The sequence below is a fragment of the Paenibacillus sp. cl130 genome (assembly GCF_900116035.1).
GTDB classification, from domain to species: Bacteria; Bacillota; Bacilli; order Paenibacillales; family Paenibacillaceae; genus Paenibacillus; species Paenibacillus polymyxa_B.
Genome location: NZ_FOYG01000004.1, coordinates 437,596 through 460,886 on the forward strand (window position 1 = coordinate 437,596; position 23,291 = coordinate 460,886).

Below are 23,291 nucleotides of genomic sequence, written 5' to 3' on the forward strand. Positions count from 1 at the left end.
TTTTATGAGCAAAGGGGAAAAAACATGGGAACAACGCGAAAGAGAAAAACTATATGGACACTCAGGAACAAGCTAAGTTTAGGCTTTTTGCTTGTTTTGCTGATTCCGAGCTTAAGTATTTCCATTGCGACCTATAAATCATCATATAATGCTATGGAAAAACAGCTCTACAGCAGTGCAAATCAGGGTGTAGCGACGGCTAACTCGATTATTGAATACGCAATCGCCAGTAAAATTAAAGATGCGAAGTATTTGGCGGAGCGTCTGGACGCCTCAATGATAGATGGTCGAAACAGCCCATTGATTCAGCCCAAACTGATTCAATACAAGGGCTTGCACGAAGATGCGACGGATATTTTTGTTGGAACACCGGACGGGCTGATGATTCGGGGGGTGCCCAAGGAGGACGAAGGGACATTTGATCCTCGCACACGGCCATGGTACATCGAAGCGATGAAGCAACCCGGTAAGGTAGCGATCACCCCTGTTATCATCAATTCATCGGGTATTCCTGTTGTGGTGGTATCTCAGACGCTTTCCGACCAGTCCGGGGTTATCGGGATTTCTCTAAATCTGGAAAGTGTACGCAAACTGGCCTCCATCAAAGTCGGCCAGGAGGGGTATATCATCATTTTGGATCATACGAAAAAATTTGTAGTCCACCCTACGGCTAAGCCGGGTACATCTCTTGATGCAAGCTTTATAAATGATATGTATGCTGCGCAGAGCGGGCAGTATACATATGTGTATGAAGGCCAAGAGAAGTACCTGAACTATGTAACGAATAAAGATACCGGCTGGAAAATAGCAGGTACCTTCTATCAATCCGAGATTAGCGATGCCACCGCTGCCATACGTTATGTAACCATTTTTGTGTTGGCTGCCTCATTGGTGATTGCGCTTATCGCGATTTTCCTGATCACCCGTTCTGTTCTGGTACCGATTCGTAAGCTGCAAAAATCAGCAGAACGAATCAGTGAAGGAGATTTGACGGGCGATTTGGAAACTGGAAAAACGGATGAGGTAGGCGAATTGTCTTCTCACTTCCAAACTATGGTCGATAGTTTGCGCACGATGATTCGAAGCGTACACGAAACGACAGATCGGGTAAGTTCTTCAGCGGAGGAGCTGGCTGCGGGTGCAGATCAGACGACCCAAGCGATTGAGCATGTCACCATTGCTATCCAGGAAGTAGCTGTGGGCAGCGAACGTCAGGTGCAGAGCGTCAAGCACGGCTCTGTACATATGGAGGAGCTTGCTCAGCAAGCAGCGAACGTATCCGAGCGTATGCTGGGCGTATCTGAACATGTGAAGATGAACGCCGAGTCGGCTCAGGAGGGTAGCAAGGCTGCTACGCAGGCTGTACAGAAGATGCATGACATCGACGAGACCGTTAACGATCTCGGACAAGCCATGGACTCCCTGAATGAGCGCTCCGGTGAAATCGTGAATATTATCAGCGTTATATCCGGTATCGCTAAACAGACCAATCTGTTAGCTCTGAATGCGTCCATTGAGGCCGCACGCGCTGGGGATCATGGTAAGGGATTTGCCGTGGTCGCTACGGAGGTGCGTAAGCTAGCTGAGGAATCAGCGAAATCGGCTACTTTGATCTCGGAGCGCATTGAAGCGATGCAGGTGGATATGAATCATGCTCTGGGTGCTATGCATCAAGCGCGGACACGGGTGACGGAAGGCATTGGTTCGGTAACCACGTCTGAGCAATCCTTTGCGGAAATCAGCCAAGCCGTGGAACGAGCTATGGAGCATATCAATGACATTACCGGAGTGACTCAGGAAATGGCACGGGGGACTGTAGGTGTCGTAGATATTATGAGCGATATCTCCCACATTTCGGACGAGGCAGCGAGCAACACCGAGTCGATCTCAGCGGCGGCTGAGCAACAGCTCGCTTCTATAGAGGAAATTGCTTCATCTACAGCGGACCTGAGCCAAATGGCAGAGGAGCTACGCGAACTGGTTGGACGGTTTCAGGTTGAAGGAAAATCTTAAAATGATAAAAAGCGCCGGATACAGGAGATTGTACTCTGTATCCAGGCGCTTTTTTTAAATGTTTTAGCAAAATTTTTGGTTTGCAGAGTTAGAAGTTAACGTTGGAAGGACTTGCGGCGATCCAGGCGGAAACGGAAATTCCGTGAGCTGTCGGAAGGACGCAGCGAACTTCTCTGAAACATATTGTTCAGAATCAGTGCGAAAATGACTAGCACTGTACCATATAGTTCAAAACGGCTAATAGCATAACCTTGGAAGTACATGAGTACCAGCGTGGTAATCGGTACAAAGTTAATAAATAGAATTCCGTTCAGTGGAGACAGCTTTCGGATTCCGGCATTCCAGCTAAGCAGGGCGGCTAGCCCTGGAAGCAGGATCATAAAGCTCATTTCGTATTTAACTGACCACACAGCCTGCCAGTCTGGCACCACAATCCAGTTGAAAGCAGAGGCAAATGTGACGACTGCGAAGGAGACGAGAGTTCCGAGCAGACAGGTTAGGGTTGAATACCGAAGAGTAGACCATCCTGCAAAATGGCTGCCTCCCATGGAATATACGACCCATCCGACGACGCCTACGAAAATAAGCAGCAGCGGCAGTAAATGTTGTCCGGCAAGCGTGAAAAAGGTCCATTTTCCGTTCGTGATCACTAGTAAAGCCCCAGCCAGCGCAATCACCATGCTGATTAGTGTATATTTCGGAGGCATTTTACGGGTCATGATCCACACCATCGCAATGGAAATCATTGGCATTAGCACTTCCATTATAGAGGCTACCAGAGTACCTGCTGCCCCCATCGCGTGCTGTCCCTGGAAAACGGCCATATTATAAATGGTGAATCCCATGGTCCCGAAGAATAACAACGTCTTGCCCTTGCCCTCAAAGCGAAATGCTGTCCGTCCCTCTTTGAGCCACAATAGCACGACTAAAATGAGTGTAACCGATAAATAGCGCAAAAATGAAAAGTACAGTGGATTGATGTGTTGTAATGCAATGTGCGAAACCGGAAACATCGCCCCCCAGGACATACTGGCGATTAGGCATAATAAAGATCCGGTCATGATTTGTCTGTTCATGGTGTACAAAAGCTCCTCCTTGCCGGTCTCAGCGGACATATCTTATGGACACATCATAAAGGATAGGAAGCTGTTGGTAAAATGATTGAAAATAAACATTATGATCATTTAAAATGATAATAAGTGACAAGGCGCGTCAATTTTGATGGCCCCTTGTCCTTCACAATAAGGGGGAGCAGTAGTGGATCTGAACGATTTAAACATTTTCCAGACGGTGGCTGCGCATGGCAGTGTCAGCAAGGCTGCAGCCGAGCTTAGCTATGTCCAGTCCAATGTAACGGCCAGAATCAAGCTGCTCGAAAAGGAACTGCAAACGCCTTTATTTAATAGACATAAGCGGGGAATGATCCTCAATGCCGAGGGCAAGCGTCTGCTGCAATATACGAAAAGCATTTTATCGCAATTCGAGGAAATGAAACATGCGTTTCAGAATACCTCTGCACCTTCGGGAGTGCTGGAGATTGGCATTGTGGAGACTGTCATTGCCCTCCCAGCCATTTTACATGCTTACTATAGCAAGTACCCGGATGTCGAGTTGTCCCTCAAGGCCGGGGTTACAGAGTCTCTGGTGCAGGAGGTTGCAGAAATGCGGCTGGATGGAGCTTTTGTGACCGGACCGGTCAAGCATCCGCTGATTGAACAGTTTGATGTATTTCAGGAAAAGCTGGTCCTCGTATCCCAAGGAGATGACTTTTCTGTCGAGGATCTCACTACCCGTCCACTCCTGCTGTATAAAAAAGGTTGCGGCTACCGGGGACGGCTGGAAACTTGGCTCAAGATGGAAGGGATTATTCCCAAGCAGATTATGGAGTTTGGGACATTTGAGACAATTATCGGCAGTGTGGCGGCTGGTATTGGAATGACCGTTTTTCCCGAATCTTCGATCAGCGGGCTGGTGGCTCAAGGCCTTGTCTGCGGTCATGCGATGCCTGAGCCGTACAATGAAGTAACAACGGTGTTTATCCGGCGTAAGGAAGCCTTTGTTACCAGTACTTTGCAGTCTTTTATAGACGAGATTATCACTCAGACAGAGGCGTAGCTTTATTGCTTGGGCTCGGGTACAATGAGAGGGATTTGATCTCATTTTTCTTCCTGAAGGAGGGCTATTATGTTTACAATATATCCGGCGGCTTCCCGATTCAGCTTCGATAAGGGCTGGCTGCGGGGGAGTCACAGCTTTTCATTCGCGGAGTATCAGGATGAGAACAATACAGCGTTTGGTCCTATGCGTGTCTGTAATGACGATGTCATCGCACCGGGACGGGGATTTGGGGCGCATCCGCACAGTGATATGGAGATTGTTTCGATTGTGCTGTATGGGGAATTGCGTCATGAAGACAACCGTGGACATGTAGCGGTGACCCGTTTTGGAGGCATTCAGCGAATGTCAGCGGGCCACGGCATCATTCATACGGAGCACAACGCTTCACAAACGGAGGATGTCAGTCTACTGCAATTGTGGTTTAGTCCGCATACGAGAGGCCTGAAACCGTCATATGAGGCTACAGCGTTCAATCCTGAGCGTCTTCACGGTCAGCTTCTGCCTGTCGTTGCCGGAAAGCGCGTACCAGGCACAGAGGGTGAAATAGCTGCAATCAATCAGGATTTAACGATTTATTTAAGCAAGCTTCAGCCTGGAGAGCAAGTAGAATTCACACAGGCCGAGGGTCGGCGCGTGTTCCTATTCGTCATCGAAGGCTCGCTGCGTGTGAACGGTGAACATATTCTGCAAGGACGCGATTCCGCTCGTATTGAGCAGGAGCCGAAGCTCTCACTGAAAGCAGAAGATTCTGTTTTTTATATGTTGATTGATTTGCCCTAAAAGGAGGTGCGCACAATGGCGCAGCAGGAAACATGGCTGATCAAGCATGCCGTCACGGGACGTAGCTTTGCTGACAGCCGCAAGCAGGTTTTCGATTGCCATTTGGAATCGGCGGACGGCGTGTTTCGCTTTACGCTTCAAGGACTGCCGCATGAGACGGCGGAGGCGATTGTGCGTTATAGCGGGGAGTTGAACGTATTTCGTTTTGTAACGCCGGTAGACGATGGACCCGTGGTGAAGCATTGGTATTACGTCACCCCGGAAAGCGTGGAATATCATGATCAGACAGATGAGCTTACGTTCAAAGCTAGTTCTGAGATTGAATACCATCCCGAGGAGTATTGGGGAGATTAATCATTCCTTTATCATAAATTTTCAGATTTATAATGGATTTTCGAAGGCCCTGCATCATTGCAGGGCCTTTTTGTTATCTGTTCAACATGTTGAGTTCATTGGATACATAATCCTTTGCAGGCTGGTACATCCTATATGTCATATTATCTGTTCGGCTCATTCGTAAAGGGGGAATAACGATGAAGAAAGGGCGCTTTCCCAAGTTGCCGAAGCCACCGTGGAGCCGGCGAGCGATTCCAGCCGCAGACCGCAAGACACGAAATTTCAATGTGCCTAAAGGACTGCCTGAGTCTTCATGGCTAGAACAGCCGCTGCGTAGCAGTGTGGAAGACAATTTGATTGCTTTGCGTGATATTTTCAAGGATTGCTCTGATATCGTCTATCGAGAGCTCATGATTTCCCCTGAACGCAAAGGGTTATTGGCTTATTTTGAAGGTACGGTAAAATCGGAGGATTTGCAGGACCATATTCTGCGGCCTGTCATTCTGGGCATGATGCTCAAGGACCCTGAAGTGAACGGCAAATTGGAGCCGCTGGATGAAACTCGTATCTCCATGTCCCAGACCAAAACGATGGACGAATGGAAGATGGTATCGGCAGCGATACTGGACGGCAATGCCGCCTTGTTTGTAGATGGCACGCCTCGTGCGTATATTTTTAGCGCCAAGGGGGGTGTCCGCCGTGGAGTGGAGGAACCGCAGACCGAATCGGTTATTCGTGGACCGCGTGAAGGATTCACAGAGACACTTCGCGTCAATACGGCACTGTTACGTTTCAAACTGAAAACCTCCAAGCTCAAGATGTACAGCATGACCATCGGAACAGAAACTCAAACGAGCGTCGTCCTTACTTATATTGAAGGGATCATAGATCCAAAACTGGTGGAGGATGTTAAAAAAAGGCTTAGCGATATTAAAATTGATGGTGTTCTGGAGACTGGATATATTGAGGAACTGATTGAGGATCACCCGTTTTCGCCGTTTCCGCAAATGGAATACACCGAACGTCCGGATACCGTCACTGCGCAATTATTGGAAGGACGTTTTGCTATTTTTGTAGATGGAACGCCCTTTGCCCTGATTGGGCCAGTCACGATGTGGCAGATGATGCAAGCGAGCGAAGACTATTACGAGCGCTTTTTTATCAGTAATATGGTGCGCTGGATTCGTTTTCTTTTTCTCATATTGGCTCTGTTTCTGCCTGCATTATATGTAGCGGTGACGACCTATCATCATGATATGCTGCCGACGACACTTATTTTGAGTATTGCGGCAGCACGTGAGTCTATCCCTTTCCCCGCTTTGGTGGAAGCACTAATGATGGAAATTTCCTTTGAAGCGTTACGAGAAGCGGGGATTCGTCTCCCCAAAACGGTCGGTCAGGCTGTCAGTATCCTTGGAGCGCTAGTCATCGGTCAGGCCTCTGTACAAGCAGGGATTGTATCGGCCCCGATGGTCATTATTGTGTCGCTCACAGGTATTGCGTCGTTTACCATCCCGCGTTTTAACTTTGCCATCACAGTTCGTCTGCTACGATTTCCAATTATGCTGATGGCGGGATTATTCGGATTGTTTGGGATCATTATTGCGACAACGCTGATTGCTACGCATCTAACCAAGCTAACATCGTTTGGTGTTCCTTATATGAGCGGATATAGCCCATACAAACATATGGATCAAAAGGATATCGTCGTTCGTGCGCCTTGGTGGAAAATGACTAAACGTCCTTCCTGGATTGGTAAAGACAACAACAAACGAGCGAAGGAAAAGATGAATGGATCGCCTACAACCGAGGAGGGATGGTGATGAAGCCCAAATCCGATGCACAACAAATACGTAAAGCGGCTGTGCTCTGTTGTCTGCTGCTTTGTTCTGTTCTTTTGGGAGGATGCTGGGATCGCCGTGAAGTGAACGATGTGGCCTTTGTGATGGGTACGGGTCTGGATAAAGAAGGCGATCAATATCGGGTAACGATGCAAATCGCTTTGCCCGGACAACTTGGATCTTCGGGCAGTACAGGAGGAGGGGGAGGTACAAGTGGTACGAAATCCTACTACCTGGAGTCCAAAACAGGCCCAAGCTTCCGGGGAGCAAGCACCGAGGAACAGCGTGCGGTTTCGCGAACGCTGAATTACTCCCATCGACGGGTGCTGCTGTTCGGTGAGACGCTGGCGCGGGAAGGGATTAACAAAATGATGGATGTACTGGCGCGTATTCCGCAAAACCGTCTGTCTTCCCTGGTTGTTATTACGAAGGGATCAGCGATGGAAGTGCTTCAGGCAGATGCCCCGATTGAGCAATATCCGGCAGAAATGGTGCGTGAGCTCAACTATTCCTATATGAAAAAACCTCGTTCTGTTAAGCTGCTGATAAATTCCGTCCTGCTGGATGGTATTGACCCGGTGGTGCCGGTGATGTCTCTGGTGAAGAATGGCCCCTCTAATCTTAAAGACAAGAAGACAAATATTCAGGTCGATGGGCTAGCTGTATTTCGGAAAGACAGGTTAACAGGGATTATAGATAACCACCTCAGTCGATTCCTGCTTTTGGGTATGGAGCAAGCCAAGGAGACAGAAATATTTATCCACCCTCCCAAAGGTAGAGGCTACATATCTGTACACCTCATCGAAAATAATGTCCATATCAAGCCATATATTCGTGGGAACGATATTCGCATGACCGTTCATATGAACTGTAACGGGAATGTGAAGGAAAATGAGACGGATTTCGATATTTCCAACGAGGAAAATTTGAAGTGGCTGGAACAGCAGACAGCCGAGGAAATTAAGAGGGAGCTGGGAGAGGGTGTCAAGGTGATCCAGCAAAAATATCACTCAGACGTACTTGGTTTGGGCCGGGCTATTATTACGAGTCATCCGGATGAATGGGAACGGATTAAACCTCAATGGGATCAACTGTATCCCAAGGTGGAGGTCACTATAGATCCGGTCGTGCATATTGAAAATATCGGTGCGGTCACCAAACCATTCGGGGTCAAAAAGGAGCAAATCCAGAATGAATAAAGTATTTCTATTACCTTTATTGCTGGCTATGCTCTTCATGTATCTGATTGACCGCAAAAGTATTAGGGATGCACCTGCCGTCAATCGCTGGATCTCACGCGTATTGTATGTCATTAGCATTGGTGTCTGGATTTACGGAACATCAACGAAGAGCACTGTTTATGTGGCTACATGGCTGGCCCGTTTTATTGACATGTGGCTCCCCCCTACGTTGTAAATCGTGTAATGGATGCCTGCGGGCAAAAGGAGGATGTACCTGCATGAGACAGTTCACAACCAGACAAATCGTGCTGCTTGGTGTATTGATGGAGGTCGGTATTACCCTTGTACATGCTCCGGCGCAGGCAGCAGATTACGCGAATCAACATGCCTACTGGACCTGTGTAATTGCAGCTATCGTGCTATGCTTGCCGATCTGGGCCATGTTGAGACTCAAGCGGCGTTTTCCTGATCAGGACCTGATGCAGGCCATGGTGAGCTCTCACCCTGTGCTAGGACGTATGCTGCTTGCAGTCTACCTTATTTTATTTCTGATCATTTTTGCACGGGATTTGAGAATTATCACGGATTTGGTGGAGGTTGTACTTTTGCCGCTGACTCCGATTGTTGTCGTATCTCTTATTTTGCTTTTGACTCTGGCGTTTATGGCCAAAGGCGGAATAAGCACCATCGTGAATATGACCGAGATTTTTGTACCTTTGTTGATTCTGACGCTGCTGACCATGCCGCTTTTTTTCGGGCGTAATATGGATTTTTCGGTACTGAGACCCTATTTACATCCGGAAGTAGATGGAGTGATCAAGGGCAGCTGGCGCATGCTGGGATATATGGCCGATATCATGATGGTTCCCTTTGTGATTTCTGGGAAGAGCTATAATGGGCGTAGTGCGTGGTATGGGCATTTGCTCGGAACCGCATTTCTGACCATGCTGATGTTGCTGTCGGAGTTGGTTATTGGTGTTCCTATCTTGTCCCGGCTATTTTATCCATCCTATGAACTAGTGCGTCAATTGCAGCTAACGGACTTTCTGGATCGGTTCGACTTGTTCGTGGCAGCACTGACCGTACCGACCTTTCTTACGAAGATTGGGGTTGACCTGTACGTTACCAGTTTGGCAGTAAAGCGTATGTTTGCCCATGCATGGGGAAGTCTGATGGTTTGGCCCGTAGGTTTGTTGGGTTACGTCTGTTCGTTTATGCTGTTCTCCAACATCGTGCAAATTTATGATTTCAGCCGGGAGTGGACCGCGGTGATGATCATTTTTTTTGTTATCATGCCCTTGTTGCTATGGATGTTGCTCCGACCCAAATCTAAAGGGAGAGGCGGAGATGATAAGGCATCTAACGGAGAGCGGGATAGCAGTAGTCAGAAAGAAAGCCAGCATGGAGGCAGAACAGGACACGACCACTTATAAGATTACTGTATTTATCGGAAAAGTAATTCTTATTTGTCTTTTACCCCTCTGATTGTATACTTGGTAGAAAGAAATACGACTTCTACAAGGGAGGCAACAGAATGGCACAACGCATGGCAGGTAAGAGAGTCGCTCTTGCTGGTCCCCGTAAAGCAGAAGAAATGGCGCTGCTAGTTGTGAAGATGGGGGGTGAGCCAGTACAGCGCCCGGCCCAGGGCACCGTTTTTTTGGATGATATCGAGCTGCGCAACGCTGTTGTATCGTGGGTGAAGCACCCTCCGGACTGGTACATCTTCACGACAGGTATGGGGCTGGATGCCTTGTTCGATATGGCAGAGGATATGGGCGTGGCCGAGCAGATTATGGAGTTGCTGCAATCCTCCAACATTGCAGCGCGGGGCTACAAGACGGTCAATGGACTCAAAAAGCGTGGCTTTACGCCAGCAGTACGAGACGAGGACGGAAGTTTGATCGGATTGACAGGAGCTTTCGCCCCATACGATCTGAAGGGGAAGGAAGTATTGTTGCAACTGCATGGCGATCCAGCTCCACGGTTGGTAAAGTGGCTGGACGAGCAGGGGGCAGTGACCCGCCAGGTACTTCCTTATAAGCATATCCCACCTGAGGAAGCAAAATTGCAGACGTTACTGGAGGATGTTATCCATCGTAATGTTGATGCTGTTACGTTTACAAGTGGTCCGCAAATCCGATTTTTGGCCCAATATGCCAGAGAGCAAAATCGAATCGAGGAGTTACTGGAAGCTTTTCGTGAGGATGTGATTGCTGTATCCGTAGGGAAGGTGACTGCACAGTCCATTGTGGAAGAAGGGATTGACCGAGTCGTGTTTCCAACCGAAGAGCGCATGGGCGCGATGATGGTGGAGCTGGGTAAATATTTTGAACATAACGATTCGGTGCATGGCTGTGGTCTGAAGATCGTGAATGGTCATTGAAATGAGATAGAAATTATAAATGCAGTATGCTAAAAAATGAACTTATATTTTGGGATACAGAGTAAAATAAAGATAAGGGCCTACGAGGTCTTTATCTTTTTTTGTTGGACATGCATCGACAAAGATTTTTGTTATAGCGAAAATGTTTATCTAATATAATGAATAAGTTTCGATGCATGATACTTAGGACAGGAGCTGAGACGTTAATGAATTCTATTTGCGTATTTGCCGGGTCCAGACCTGGACATTCATCGGTATATGTTGAGGCTGCAGGCAAGCTGGGGGAAGCCATGGCTCGCCATCATATCCGTCTGATCTATGGTGGATCTAGCAGGGGGCTGATGGGAGAGGTGGCGGATGGAATGCTGGCGGGTGACGGTCAGGTCACTGGCATTATGCCCACCCTGTTATTTGATGCAGAGATCATTCATCGGGGAGTTACCGAATTTATTGAGGTAGCAAGCATGCATGAGCGTAAAGCGGCAATGAGCGAGATGGCCGATGCGTTTATCGCTCTTCCGGGTGGCTTGGGAACCTTCGAGGAGCTATTCGAGGTATTGTGCTGGGCGCAAATCGGGATTCATCGCAAGCCCATTGGGCTGCTGAATGTGAATGGATATTTTGACCCGTTAGTAGAAATGGTGCGTCATAGCGTGCAAGAAGGGTTTACCGGGGCCGAGCACCCAGCGTTATTAAGTATCTCTGCGGACCCGGACGAATTGCTACATATGTTAAAAAATAAAGCAGAGAACTTGAAATAAAGCGTTTTTCGTGCTTGCACAACTGATTGAGGCAAGGTTATGATAAGACCCATAATCAAATAGCGGACAGACAAGGTGCCTTTGCGGTTGAGCAAAGGGTAACAGGGAATCGGGTGCAAATCCCGAGCGGTCCCGCCACTGTAAGGAAGAGGATTTTTTAAAATGGTCACTCGTGAAAAACGGGGAAGACGAAAGAATCCGTTGATGCCAAGCCAGGAGACCTACCTTGATCTGTATGCACCGTTAACCTTCGCGGAGAGGATGGGTGTACGAAATCAGGAAATCAGGCACACGTTGCTTTTTCCATGTTGGCTAGAGGTTTGCGTGGATATGAACGTGCAGCAGCGTTTGAAGCGTAAACAGTCAGATGGAAAACAACGGCAGGCTGGAGGAAGACAAATAGTGTCTTCTTACGCTGTTTGTTCGTCTGATGAGAGATGCGTACATAGAAACCCCATCCGGGCAGGATGGGGTTTTTTTGAGTTACACGATGTGCATAAATCATTGAAATAGATAGCATAGCTGCCCTGAAAAGGATGAATAGGAGGAGCACGATGAGCCCATTAGGAAAATTGCTGGTGATTGGATTTGGACCAGGAGATATGGAACATATCACAAAACGGGCGCTGGATGCGCTGGCCGAAAGTGAGGTCATTATCGGCTACAATACCTACGTTGATTTGATCCGTCCGTTGTTGAACGGACAGGAGATTGTACGCACAGGAATGACAGAGGAAGTGAGCCGTGCACAGGAGGCGGTTCGCCAAGCAGAGATGGGCAAGAAGGTAGCTGTCATTTCCAGTGGAGATGCGGGAGTCTATGGTATGGCAGGGCTGGTGTATGAGGTGCTGATGCAAAAAGGCTGGCGACGCGAGGACGGGGTTGAGGTAGAAGTCGTACCGGGGATCTCGGCTATTCAGTCCTGTGCATCACTGTTGGGGGCGCCAGTTATGCATGATGCGTGCACGATCAGTCTGAGTGATCATCTGACCCCATGGGAAACGATTGTGAAGCGCGTAGAAGCAGCGGCTTCGGCCGATTTTGTGATTGCATTATACAACCCGCGCAGTGGTCGGCGTACCCGCCAGATTGTGGAGACGCAGTCCATTTTGCTGCGTTACCGCGATCCGCAAACTCCAGTCGGGTTGGTGAAAAGTGCTTATCGTGAACGTCAGCAAGTTATTGTAACGACGCTGGAAGATATGCTGAACCATGACATTGGGATGCTGACGACTGTAATCATCGGCAATTCCTCGACGACGGTGTATGACGGCTTGATCGTGACTCCGCGCGGATATCAGCGCAAATACACATTAGATGCGACCGAGCAGGCACTCAAGCCGCATCAGCGTCTCCGCACGGAAGCGGAGCCGTGGTCGCTGGGCGCACAAGAGGATACACCGCAGGCAGGCGCAGCCCCGACTAAGCCCGCTGGACCCTCCGCGAGCGGCGCTGCGGTTGCGACGCAGGCACGCCCGCAAGCGATGGCTGCCGTGCAGGCAACGACTGCTGTGCAAACCGGCGCAGCCCCGGCATCGCTGGCGGCAGAGGCACTAAGCCGCCTCGCTGTAGGCGGCAAGCTGCCTGGCGCAGCCAACGCTCGCTGGAGCGGGCAAGCGCCTACCGCCGAGAGCACCGCCGGAACGTTAGCGGTGGCCGGAGCGGGGGCCGCGTCCGGGATGGCGACAGGCGGCTTTGGCAAGCCTGCGCTGTTTGAGGTGGGCGTTTCCCCGGGTGTGGGAAACAAGAAGTTCACCGCTCGTCAGATGGCGCTGCTCGCCGAGGTAGCGGGTGATGACGGCGAGCTGGAATACACGCCAGATCATCAGATCGTGCTGCGCGTGCCGTGTGCAGACCCCGAGGAACTGGTCGGACGGCTGCGGGATGAACGATTCATTGTCATGCCGATTGGCGATGTGTTTAAGGTGAAGGCGTGCGACTTCTGCAATATGGAGAAGGATGACGCTGTGCCTGTGGCTGAGCATCTACAGGTTGTACTTGGCGGATTACAGGCACCCAAGGAAACGAGTATTGCTTTGAACGGATGCGGTATGGCCTGCTATGGAGCGGTGCTGGAGGATATCGGAATCGTCTATCGCAAGGGAGGATACGACCTCTTCCTCGGTGGCAAAAAATTCGGTCGCAATGCTCATGCCGCTCAGCCCGTAGCGGAAGGGATTCCGGGCGATCAGATTACTGATATCGTGGAGAACGTCATTGCTGAATATAAGGAAAAAGGGCATCCGAATGAGCGTTTTCATAAATTTTTTAAACGTGTAGGCGTCGTTGCGGGTTTCCGGCATGAAGATGCACCAGCAACGGTAGAAGTGAATGCGGTTTGTGGTGATTAATGGAATGAAGGCCTGATGAACTGGATACAAGCATATATATAAAATAGGGCGTCATGCAGGTTATCCCTATTAAAGAGGAGGAAAAAACAGCAGTGGATGCAATATTGTTGGTTGGACATGGAAGTCGGGACCCGGAGGGGAACCAGGAGCTGCTGGAATTTGCACAGGCAGTGGCAGACCGGGTACCGGATATGTGCGTGGAAACCTGTTTCTTGGAGTTGGCACGTCCCAGCATTGCTGAAGGGATGCAAACATGTGTGGAGAAAGGGGCGACGCGTGTCGTTCTTATTCCGATTATCTTGTTCGCAGCGGTACATGCCAAAATTGATATTCCGATGGCTATTGATCGGGCAAAAGCAAAATATCCGCAGGTGGAATTTGTATACGGACGCCCGATTGGTGTTCACGAGAAAATCGTCAGCATTCTGCAAAGCCGCTTGAAAGAGGCCCGTCCGGTTGCGATTCCAGCGGGAATGAATAGCGCTGTAGAGGCATTTCCCGAGGTATCCGACGAAGAAACGGCGGTACTTGTGTTAGGACGCGGAAGTAGCGATCCAGATGCGAACAGTGACTTTTTCAAAATCACCCGTATGCTGTGGGAGCAGCTTTCTTATACGTGGGTAGAGAGCAGCTTTATCGGTGTGACGCAGCCTTCTTTTCCCGATGGATTGGAGCGTTGTGTACGATTGGGGGCCAAAAAGATTATCGTGCTTCCCTATTTTCTGTTCACGGGTGTGCTGATTAAGCGCATCGGAGAAATGACCCAGGAATTTGCCGAGGCTCACCCTACATTACAAGTGGAGATGGGCGGATATTTTGGTTTCCATCCCCAATTGATTGAACTGGTGCTGGAGCGAGCTAAGGAAGGCTTGTTTGGCAAGGTTACGGCCAATTGTGATAACTGCCAGTTCCGTCTGGAGGCGCAGGAGCACCACCATCATCACCACGATCATGACCACGATCACCATCATGAGCATGAGCACGACCATGAACATCATCATCATGCACATGAGCACGATCATCATGATCACCATACACACAGCCACGATCACACTCATGAGCATGTCCATGCTCACAGCCATGATGACCATGATCACCATCACGAGCATTCACATACGCCATCTGTAGTGAACGGAAGCGGGCAGGTGAAGGGCTCATGATATTCATGCTATGCGGAACGAGCGACGCTCGGGAATTGGCGCTGCAAATCCGTGACAATGGCTTCAGCGTATTGACCTCGGTCGTAACCGAAAGCGCGGCAGCCAGCTTGTCCGAAGTGGGACTAGACGTACGTACAGGACGAATGACAGCCGATGAAATGGCTGCAATGATTCGGGAGCAGGGAATACTGGCCGTCGTTGATGCCAGTCATCCTTTTGCAGAAGAAGCACATGCGAATGCGATGACAGCCGCTCGCGTATCCGGAGTTCCTTATATTCGCTACGAGCGAACGGGACTGGTATATGACAATCATCCGTTGCTCCACATCGTGTCTTCCTATGAAGAGGCCGCATTAGAAGCGAAGCAACTCAAAGGCTCTGTAATGCTTACGACAGGCAGTAAGACGCTCGGCACGTTCACCAAGCATTTACTCGGAGACCCGGAGATTCGTCTGGTTGCACGCATGCTGCCGCGCTTGGACAATATGGAGAAATGTAGCGAACTGGGCATGGAGCAAAAGAATATTATTGCCATGCAGGGACCCTTTTCCCGCGAGATGAATGAAGCATTGTACAAGCACTATGGCACGACCGTGATGGTCACCAAGGAAAGCGGACGCACGGGAGCAGTGGATGAAAAGGTTCAATCTGCATTGGAGCTGGGGATTCACGTACTTTTGATTTCCAGGCCGGAAGTGGAATTTGGCACAGTATTTGATCATTTCGACGGAGTCATCGACGCATTGCGTATAGACAAAGAGGAGTCTGTGCTTTAAGACATAAGCCTATGAAGTTGGTCGGTCCAGTCAATCCGATGAATTCAGAACGATTTCTGGCATGTATTTAAAATATAGTCATCTTAAAATGTGCAGTTTTTGTGTAGAGGTGTTTGTAACTCCTTAACATGAATGTTATTTTCCCTATATAAGACGAACTTGAAAAATGAATATAAAACGGAGTAGTCGGAATGGTGCTGTACAAGCGTAGCGGTCGCTTTTGTCCCCGGATTTCTACGCTGATCATAAGTTTTATTCAAGGAATCCGGGGGCGGTGGCGATGGGAAGCACCATCCGACTGCGTAGTGGAACAATAGGTAACTTTAATGTTCTAAGCTAATTTAATTTTCTAATTTTCCATAAGGGAGTGGTCGATACGATGGATTTTAAAACAGATTTCAAACCGCTAACGGTACAGCCGCAGGAGATTGAAGGCAAAAGCTTCGAGATGATCACTGAAGAACTGGGAGAGCATCCTTTTACAGCAGAGCAATATCCCGTTGTACAGCGTGTCATTCATGCATCTGCTGATTTTGAGCTGGGCCGCAGCATGGTGTTTCATCCAAAAGCGATTGAAGCCGGGGTTGCAGCTATTCGCGCAGGACAGCAGGTAGTGGCGGATGTGCAAATGATTCAAGCTGGGCTGAGCAAGGATCGTATCCGTCAATTTGGTGGGGATGTGCATGTGTACATATCTGACCCTGACGTCATGGAAGAAGCGAAAAGGCTGAATACGACACGCGCCATTATTTCGATGCGCAAAGCGATTCAGGCGGGCGAAGGCGGTATCTATGCCATTGGTAATGCACCGACAGCGTTGTTGGAGTTAATTCGTCTGGTGAAAGAAGGAGCAGCTAAGCCCGGACTGGTAATTGGCATGCCCGTAGGCTTCGTCTCGGCGGCAGAATCCAAGGACGAGCTGCGCAAGCTGGATATTCCGTTCATTACGAATATTGGACGCAAGGGCGGCAGTACAATTGTCGTAGCAGCATTGAATGCGATCTCCTTAATGGCTGTCCGCTAGATGCGGTTGTCCGTTTGCTGTATCATGAAATGAATTGGAACATGATCAGCAGAAGAGGTTAAGGAGGAATTGACATGGAAAAGGAAGCGGCGTCCGTCGACAGGCCCAAACGGATGAAAAGCGGTGAAGCTCCCGCACCGGACAAGCCAATGCGGTCAGGCTTTACGACTGGAGCTTGTGCGGCTGCAGTGGCTAAAGGAGCGGTACAACTGCTCATCACGGGCATTCCGCCGAAGGAAGCAGTGATATCGCTGCCCGCGGGCTTTGATCATGCGTTTGAGCTGATTGAGCCTGTGTTGGACGCGGACGAAGCTTCCTGCACGACGATCAAGGACGGTGGCGATGACCCAGATGCCACGCATCAGGCGAGAATTAGCGCCTCTGTTAGCTGGCGCGAGGAGCCGGGCATTGAGCTGGACGGTGGCATCGGCGTGGGGCGGGTAACGAAGCCCGGTCTGCCTGTGCCTGTCGGGGAAGCAGCGATTAATCCGGTGCCGCGCCGGATGATTACGGAGGCAGTGACAGGCGTGCTTGAAGAGCACGGATCGGCCAAAGGTGTCCGTGTCGTCATCAGCGTACCGGACGGTGAAGAAATTGCCAAGAAAACGTTGAATGGGCGACTTGGCATTCTTGGCGGTATTTCCATACTAGGCACGCGTGGTGTGGTCGTTCCGTTTTCCACGTCAGCTTATAAAGCCAGTGTCGTGCAGGCCATATCGGTTGCGCAAGCGATGAACTGCCAGGAAATAGTCCTGACCACGGGTGGCAGCAGTGAAAAATATGCCATGCAAATGTACGATCAGCTGACGGAAGAGGCCTTTATTCAGATGGGGGATTTTGTCGGCTTTGCCATTAAGCACGGGAAACGGCTGGGAATGAAAAAGATTATTCTCGTCGGTATGCCCGGCAAGCTGTCGAAGGTAGCTCAAGGTGTCATGATGGTTCACTCCAAGAGCGCACCGGTGGACTTTGGCTTTTTGGCTGAGGTCGCGCGTGAAGCAGGTGTGGACGAGTCGCTTGCAGCGGCAGTGGCAGAGGCGAATACAGCTACGCAGGTGGCAGATATGATGACCGAAGCGAATGCGCTGAGCTTTTTTGAAAAGCTGTGTACCTATGGATGTCAGCATTGTCTGGACCATGCAGGTGGTGGAATTGTCGTGGAAATGGTACTGGTAACGATGAAAGGGAACGTGCTGGGGAGGGCGAGAGTCGGTGAGTAGAGTGATTCGTGTCATTGGTATCGGTGAAAATGGAGCGGCAGGTCTGTCGCAGGAGACGCTGGAGCACATTGAGCGTGCCGACCTGCTGGTTGGTGGAGAACGCCAGCTAGCCTTTTTCAAGGCATTCGCAGGGGAAAAACGAACATTAAAGAGCGGCTTATCTGCCGTGGTAGAAGAATTGGGACGGTTGCGCAATGACAAGGATATTGTCGTGCTTGCGTCAGGCGATCCGCTTTTTTTTGGAATTGCAGGTTATTTGTCTGCCAAGCTGGGGGCTGAACATCTGGATATTTTGCCGCATCTCAGCTCGGTTCAGCTGGCGTTTGCGCGTCTCGGTGAAAGCTGGCAGGATGCGGTGCTGGAAAGCGTACACGGCCGTCCGATGACCGGATTGGCGCAGCGGATCGACGGACAGAACAAGGTCGCGCTGCTGACGGATGACCGAAATCATCCCGCCACAGTCGCTGCCTATTTGCTGCATTATGGCATGACGGAATATGATGCCTTTGTCGGCGAGCATTTGGGCGGACCGGATGAGGCGTATCAGCATTATACGCTGGAAGAGATGGCACAGAGAACGTTCCAACCATTGAATGTGGTTATTTTACGCCGCCGTAAGGGCGAAGACGTGCCTGCAATTCGTCGGGGATTTGGCTTCGAGGATGCGGAATTTCACCAGCGCAAGCCGGAAAAAGGGCTGATCACGAAGCGTGAAGTACGCGTATTCAGCTTGTCCGAGCTGCGTCTGACCGAACGAAGCATCGTATGGGATATCGGCGCAGGCTCCGGCTCTGTAGCGGTGGAATGTGCGCGGCTGGCCAGGTATGGGCAAGTATTTGCCATTGAGAAGAATGAAGGCGATCTGGCTAATGTCGAAGCAAACAAAATCAAATTCCGTACCGATTTCCCGGTCATTCATGCCAAAGCGCCTGCCGGATTGGAAGATCTGCCAGACCCGGATGCGGTGTTTATCGGTGGGAGCGGGGGAGAATTGGCTGAGCTGATTCGTCTGTGTGCTTCCCGTCTACGTAAGGATGGACGAATTGTAGTGAATGCTGCAACGATTGAGACGTTGCATGACGGTATGAAGGCGATGCAAGCAGCAGGACTCGATACTTCGGTGACGTTACTGCAAACAGCGCGTAGCAAGCCGATTTTGAATATGACTCGTTTTGATGGACTCAATCCGATATATGTTATTACAGGACAGCCGGTGGTGGACGTGGCTGATGAAGTAGCAGGGGAGTAAGCTGGTAATTCAAGAGGGGGAGAGAGACAGCATGAATACAGCGGCAACAGGAACACTTTACGGCGTAGGCGTGGGGCCGGGTGATCCCGAGCTGATTACAGTCAAGGCGTATCGCATGATTCAGGAATGTGCAGTTGTGGCTTATCCGAAGAAACGCCGGGGAGGTAAGTCGTATGCTCACGAGATCGTGGAGTTGTACGTCAACCCGGAGGAAAAGGAGATGCTGGGACTCATTTTTCCAATGACCAAGGACCCGGTTGTACTGGAGCGTGAATGGAACAAAACGGTGGTTGCTTGCTGGGAGGCACTGAGTCAAGGCAAGGATGTAGCCTTTGTCACAGAGGGAGACCCTAATCTGTACAGTACCTTTATTCATTTGGCACGGCTCATGAAGGATCTCCATCCTGAGGTGCCGATTGTATCTATTCCGGGCATTTCGTCTGTGTTGGGGGCGGCGGCAGCGCTGGAATTGCCTTTGGCAGACGGAGATCAGCAGGTCGGTATTATTCCGGCTACGGATGATCGGGAAGCGATGAAGCGGGCGATTGAGAATCACGATACGGTCGTGTTTATCAAGGTTGCCAAGGTGCTGGATTTGATTTTGGATGTGCTGGATGAACTCCATCTTGGGGACCGTGCTTCTGTCATTACCAAGGTCACTTCTCCTTATGAAATGGTATGGCGCAACGCACGTGAGCTGCGCGGACAGGAACTTGAATATTTGAGTTTAATGGTGGTGAGCAAATGACGTTGGAGCCAAAAGTATATATCGTAGGAGCAGGTCCCGGCGACCCGGAGCTGATTACTGTCAAAGGCTCCCGGATTCTACGCACGGCCGATGTGGTATTGTACACGGATTCACTCGTGAACGACGAGTTGATTGCCACGGCCAAACCAGAGGCGCAGGTACTGCAAAGCTCAGGCATGGATCTGGAGCGGCAGGTCGAGATCATGAGCGAGGCTGTGCAGGCTGGACGCAGCGTAGCTCGCGTACATACAGGCGATCCGGCAGTGTACGGAGCCATTTTGGAGCAGATGGTGTTGCTGAAGCAGCGCGGAGTAGCATACGAAATCGTGCCGGGCGTCAGCTCGGTCTTTGCTTCTGCGGCCGTGTTGGGTGCAGAGCTAACTGTGCCTGACCTGACGCAGACCGTCATTCTGACACGTGCCGAAGGCCGTACACCTGTACCAGATCGGGAAAAGTTGCGTGATTTGGCATCCCATCACTGCACAGTGGCCTTATTCCTCAGCGCAACGCTGGCGAAGAAGGTAGTCGTTGAGTTTCTGGCGGCAGGCTGGAGCGAGGACACACCTGTAGCGGTTGTACAGCGAGCGACCTGGCCGGATCAAAAGATCGTACGCACGACGCTTGCCCAATTGCCAGCTGATCTGCGTGCAGCAGGTATTACGATGCATGCCATGATTCTGGCAGGCTGGGCGCTGGACCCGGGACTGGTGGACAAGGACGCGCATCGTTCCAAGCTGTACGATAAGTCGTTCACCCATGGCTATCGGAAGGGAGTGAAGCCCAGTGAGTAATCCATTTGCCGCTGTGGCGATCACGAAGCATGGAGTGGAAATGGTCCGCAATTTGGGAGCCAGCTTTCCGGGCACGGATGTGTATTACATGTCCAAGTTTGAGCGTGGCGACGAGCAGGAGCGTGGCATTCAGTTGTTCGAAGGCTCGGTCAAGCTGATTTTGCCGGATTTATTTAAACAATATAACGGTATTATTTTGTTTATTTCTCTCGGTGCAGTAGTTCGTATGATTGCACCAATTTTGGTGGATAAAAAGGTAGACCCAGCGGTAGTTGTCATTGATGATCGCGGCGAGCATGTCATTAGCGTATTGTCTGGCCATTTGGGTGGCGCCAATGAATTGACCCGCCATGTAGCGACTGTACTAGGCGCACGTGCTGTAATCACGACTGCATCAGACGTGCAGGGCACGATTCCGGTGGACATGTTTGGTCGGGAATTGGGTTGGGTGGTCGATAGCTTCGACAAGGCCACTCCTGTGAGCGCCGCTGTTGTGAACGAGGAGCCTGTTGCGCTCATACAAGAGACAGGCGAACGGAACTGGTGGCGTTATGACAAGCCTGTACCTGGACATATCAAGGTATATGCTTCGACGGCAGAAGCATTACAAGAACCATTTAACGCCGCGTTGGTCGTGAGTGACCGTTTATTGGAGCCGGAGGAAGAGGAGCAGCTTCTTTCTAATGGCGTGCTGTACCGTCCGAAAAGCTTGGTGCTTGGCATCGGCTGCAACCGTGGGACTGCATTAGAGGAGCTGGAGGCGGGTGTGCTGGACACCTTGAAGGAGCTGCGTTTGTCCGTGAAAAGCGTACGGAATATTGCCACTATTGATCTGAAAAAGGACGAAGAGGGCTTACTTGCTCTTTGCGCCAAATACGGCTGGGAGCTGGTGACGTACACCCCGTCAGAGCTGAATACGGTGCAGCTTCCCAATCCATCGGAAACCGTCTTCAAATACACTGGCGCATATGGGGTCAGCGAACCATCAGCCTTGTTGTCTTCTGGTGCAGACCATTGGCTGCTGGAGAAGAAAAAAAGCGGCAATATGACGTTGTCTGTAGCGCGGGTTTCCTATGACTGACGTCATGAAGCAGGCTGCTGTACAGTCTGATCCATCTGCCGCTACGCGCAGAAGCCGTATTGTTGTTGCTGGCACAGGCAGCGGCGCAGGCAAAACGACGGTTACCCTCGGGCTGATGAAGGCGTTCGCCGATAGCGGCCTGCGAGTGCAGGGTTTTAAGTGCGGACCGGATTATATTGATCCGACCTATCATACTGCCGCGACCGGGACTTCTTCCCGTAATCTGGATTCATGGATGACCTCACCAGATACGGTGCGTGAAATCTTTATCCGTGCTTCTGAAGGCGCGGATATCTCCGTGATTGAAGGCGTCATGGGGCTGTATGACGGCAAGGACCCGCTCAGCAACACCGGCTCGACCGCTGAGATCGCCATGCTGACGGACAGCCCTGTATTGCTGGTGGTCGACGTGCGCAGTATGGCACGAAGCGCCGCCGCTATTGTGCTCGGCTTTCAGCGCTTGGAGCCCAAGCTGCGCATTGTGGGCGTAATTGTGAATCGCTGCGGTAGCCAAGGGCACTATGGCATCGTCAAAAAGGCGATTGAGCAGGAGTGTGGCATCCCCGTGCTCGGCTGGTTAAAGCGTGATGACGGGCTGGATATTCCCGAGCGTCATCTGGGTTTAGTACCTGCTGTGGAACGCGGCGAGCTGGAGCCGCTTTTCCAACGGGCGGCAGAGCTGATCCGCGTGGGTACGGATCTGGATGCACTGCGGGCATTGGCAGATTCGGCTCCGCCGTTGTCTCTGCCCGCACAACCGTTGTTTTCCCCGGATTGGCTTCCATCAGCAGGGCATGAAGCTGATACCGGGGAACGTCCCGTCATCGCCGTCGCCAGAGACGCGGCGTTCAATTTTTACTACCCGGAAAATATGGATTTGCTACGTCAGGCGGGAGCGGAGATTGTCTATTTCAGTCCTCTGGCGGGAGAACGCGTACCTGAGCAGGCAAGCGGCCTATATCTGGGCGGCGGTTTCCCCGAAGAGTTTGCCGCAGATATCGCTGCAAATACAGGCTTTTTGGAAGATATCCGCAACGCGGTGAGCCGGGATATGCCAGTATTCGCCGAATGCGGCGGTTATATGGTACTGGCACGGACACTTACGGATCGTATGGGTAATGCCCATCACATGGCCGGGGTTATTCCGTCGGACGTCCGCATGCAAGAGAAACGGGCCGCACTGGGATACCGGGAAGCAACCGCTTTGCAGGATTGCTTGCTGCTGGAGGCTGGAGAGACAATTCGGGGACATGAATTTCATTATTCTGTCATGCACTATGATGAATCATCCGCCCCCTACTTCTATGCCTATCAAACCAAGGGGATGCGTGGTCTCCAGAGCGAGGGCTATGCGAAAGGGAACCTTTTGGCAGCCTACACGCATGTTCATCTCGCTTCTCTTCCCAAAGCGGCAGCACGCTGGGTTGAACAATGCCAGGCTTACGGTCAATAGTTTTGCAAACGAGTCCACTACT

At 50.7% G+C, this 23,291-nt stretch carries 21 protein-coding genes and 1 riboswitch; of the genes, 20 read left to right on the forward strand and 1 reads right to left on the reverse strand.

Annotated features, from left to right (window positions below; all coding sequences use genetic code 11):
• Nucleotides 1-24: 24 nt before the first annotated feature.
• Entirely contained in the window at nucleotides 25-2,013 is a 1,989-nt protein-coding gene (locus BM358_RS14340) for a methyl-accepting chemotaxis protein (RefSeq protein ID WP_028540750.1), read from the forward strand.
• Between the two features lie 95 nt (nucleotides 2,014-2,108).
• On the opposite strand, the gene BM358_RS14345 is transcribed toward BM358_RS14340, so the two are convergent.
• Entirely contained in the window at nucleotides 2,109-3,089 is a 981-nt protein-coding gene (locus tag BM358_RS14345; protein ID WP_023990803.1) for a DMT family transporter, read from the reverse strand.
• 181 nt (nucleotides 3,090-3,270) lie between these two features.
• On the opposite strand from BM358_RS14345, the gene BM358_RS14350 reads away from it, so the two are divergent.
• From BM358_RS14350 to BM358_RS14440, 19 genes are all read left to right on the forward strand, one after another.
• On the forward strand, nucleotides 3,271-4,128 hold the full coding sequence (locus BM358_RS14350) for a LysR family transcriptional regulator (protein ID WP_023990802.1): 858 nt from the start codon (nucleotides 3,271-3,273) through the stop codon (nucleotides 4,126-4,128).
• 69 nt (nucleotides 4,129-4,197) lie between these two features.
• Complete coding sequence (locus tag BM358_RS14355; protein WP_028540748.1) at nucleotides 4,198-4,911, forward strand: pirin family protein; 714 nt, start codon at nucleotides 4,198-4,200, stop codon at nucleotides 4,909-4,911.
• A 15-nt stretch (nucleotides 4,912-4,926) separates the two neighbouring features.
• Nucleotides 4,927-5,265, forward strand: a complete 339-nt coding sequence (locus BM358_RS14360; RefSeq protein ID WP_028540747.1) for a hypothetical protein — start codon at nucleotides 4,927-4,929, stop codon at nucleotides 5,263-5,265.
• Between the two features lie 179 nt (nucleotides 5,266-5,444).
• On the forward strand, nucleotides 5,445-7,070 hold the full coding sequence (locus BM358_RS14365) for a spore germination protein (protein ID WP_023990799.1): 1,626 nt from the start codon (nucleotides 5,445-5,447) through the stop codon (nucleotides 7,068-7,070).
• Nucleotides 7,070-8,287, forward strand: coding sequence for a Ger(x)C family spore germination protein (locus tag BM358_RS14370; protein ID WP_028540746.1), 1,218 nt, complete (start codon nucleotides 7,070-7,072; stop codon nucleotides 8,285-8,287). The genes BM358_RS14365 and BM358_RS14370 overlap by 1 nt, the downstream gene beginning before the upstream one ends.
• Nucleotides 8,280-8,504, forward strand: a complete 225-nt coding sequence (locus tag BM358_RS14375) for a hypothetical protein (RefSeq protein ID WP_023990797.1) — start codon at nucleotides 8,280-8,282, stop codon at nucleotides 8,502-8,504. Before BM358_RS14370 ends, BM358_RS14375 begins: the two co-directional genes overlap by 8 nt.
• A 43-nt stretch (nucleotides 8,505-8,547) precedes the next feature.
• On the forward strand, nucleotides 8,548-9,702 hold the full coding sequence (locus BM358_RS14380; protein ID WP_028540745.1) for a GerAB/ArcD/ProY family transporter: 1,155 nt from the start codon (nucleotides 8,548-8,550) through the stop codon (nucleotides 9,700-9,702).
• Between the two features lie 101 nt (nucleotides 9,703-9,803).
• Nucleotides 9,804-10,655 (forward strand): uroporphyrinogen-III synthase, encoded by an 852-nt coding sequence (locus tag BM358_RS14385; RefSeq protein WP_028540744.1) that lies wholly within the window; start codon nucleotides 9,804-9,806, stop codon nucleotides 10,653-10,655.
• A 206-nt stretch (nucleotides 10,656-10,861) separates the two neighbouring features.
• Entirely contained in the window at nucleotides 10,862-11,416 is a 555-nt protein-coding gene (locus tag BM358_RS14390; RefSeq protein ID WP_023990794.1) for an LOG family protein, read from the forward strand.
• A 56-nt stretch (nucleotides 11,417-11,472) separates the two neighbouring features.
• Nucleotides 11,473-11,660: riboswitch (cobalamin riboswitch) on the forward strand.
• A gap of 310 nt (nucleotides 11,661-11,970) precedes the next feature.
• Nucleotides 11,971-13,767 (forward strand): precorrin-3B C(17)-methyltransferase, encoded by a 1,797-nt coding sequence (gene cobJ / locus BM358_RS14395; RefSeq protein ID WP_028540743.1) that lies wholly within the window; start codon nucleotides 11,971-11,973, stop codon nucleotides 13,765-13,767.
• Nucleotides 13,768-13,859: 92 nt separating this feature from the next.
• On the forward strand, nucleotides 13,860-14,927 hold the full coding sequence (locus BM358_RS14400; protein WP_023990791.1) for a sirohydrochlorin chelatase: 1,068 nt from the start codon (nucleotides 13,860-13,862) through the stop codon (nucleotides 14,925-14,927).
• Nucleotides 14,924-15,703, forward strand: a complete 780-nt coding sequence (cobK, locus tag BM358_RS14405; RefSeq protein WP_023990790.1) for a precorrin-6A reductase — start codon at nucleotides 14,924-14,926, stop codon at nucleotides 15,701-15,703. Before BM358_RS14400 ends, cobK begins: the two co-directional genes overlap by 4 nt.
• A gap of 379 nt (nucleotides 15,704-16,082) precedes the next feature.
• Nucleotides 16,083-16,727 (forward strand): precorrin-8X methylmutase, encoded by a 645-nt coding sequence (locus tag BM358_RS14410; RefSeq protein WP_013312413.1) that lies wholly within the window; start codon nucleotides 16,083-16,085, stop codon nucleotides 16,725-16,727.
• 74 nt (nucleotides 16,728-16,801) lie between these two features.
• On the forward strand, nucleotides 16,802-17,947 hold the full coding sequence (locus tag BM358_RS14415) for a cobalt-precorrin-5B (C(1))-methyltransferase (RefSeq protein WP_023990789.1): 1,146 nt from the start codon (nucleotides 16,802-16,804) through the stop codon (nucleotides 17,945-17,947).
• Nucleotides 17,940-19,196, forward strand: a complete 1,257-nt coding sequence (locus BM358_RS14420; protein WP_028540742.1) for a bifunctional cobalt-precorrin-7 (C(5))-methyltransferase/cobalt-precorrin-6B (C(15))-methyltransferase — start codon at nucleotides 17,940-17,942, stop codon at nucleotides 19,194-19,196. Before BM358_RS14415 ends, BM358_RS14420 begins: the two co-directional genes overlap by 8 nt.
• A 31-nt stretch (nucleotides 19,197-19,227) precedes the next feature.
• Nucleotides 19,228-19,944: a precorrin-2 C(20)-methyltransferase gene (cobI, locus tag BM358_RS14425; protein ID WP_023990787.1), complete on the forward strand. Its 717-nt coding sequence runs from the start codon at nucleotides 19,228-19,230 to the stop codon at nucleotides 19,942-19,944.
• Entirely contained in the window at nucleotides 19,941-20,735 is a 795-nt protein-coding gene (gene cobM, locus BM358_RS14430) for a precorrin-4 C(11)-methyltransferase (RefSeq protein ID WP_023990786.1), read from the forward strand. Before cobI ends, cobM begins: the two co-directional genes overlap by 4 nt.
• A complete protein-coding gene (locus BM358_RS14435) occupies nucleotides 20,728-21,816 on the forward strand; it encodes a cobalt-precorrin 5A hydrolase (protein ID WP_023990785.1) in 1,089 nt (362 codons plus the stop codon). Before cobM ends, BM358_RS14435 begins: the two co-directional genes overlap by 8 nt.
• Nucleotides 21,809-23,269 carry a cobyrinic acid a,c-diamide synthase CobB gene (locus BM358_RS14440; RefSeq protein ID WP_028540741.1) on the forward strand — a complete coding sequence of 487 codons (1,461 nt, stop codon included), beginning with the start codon at nucleotides 21,809-21,811 and terminating at the stop codon, nucleotides 23,267-23,269. Before BM358_RS14435 ends, BM358_RS14440 begins: the two co-directional genes overlap by 8 nt.
• The last annotated feature ends 22 nt before the right edge of the window (nucleotides 23,270-23,291 follow it).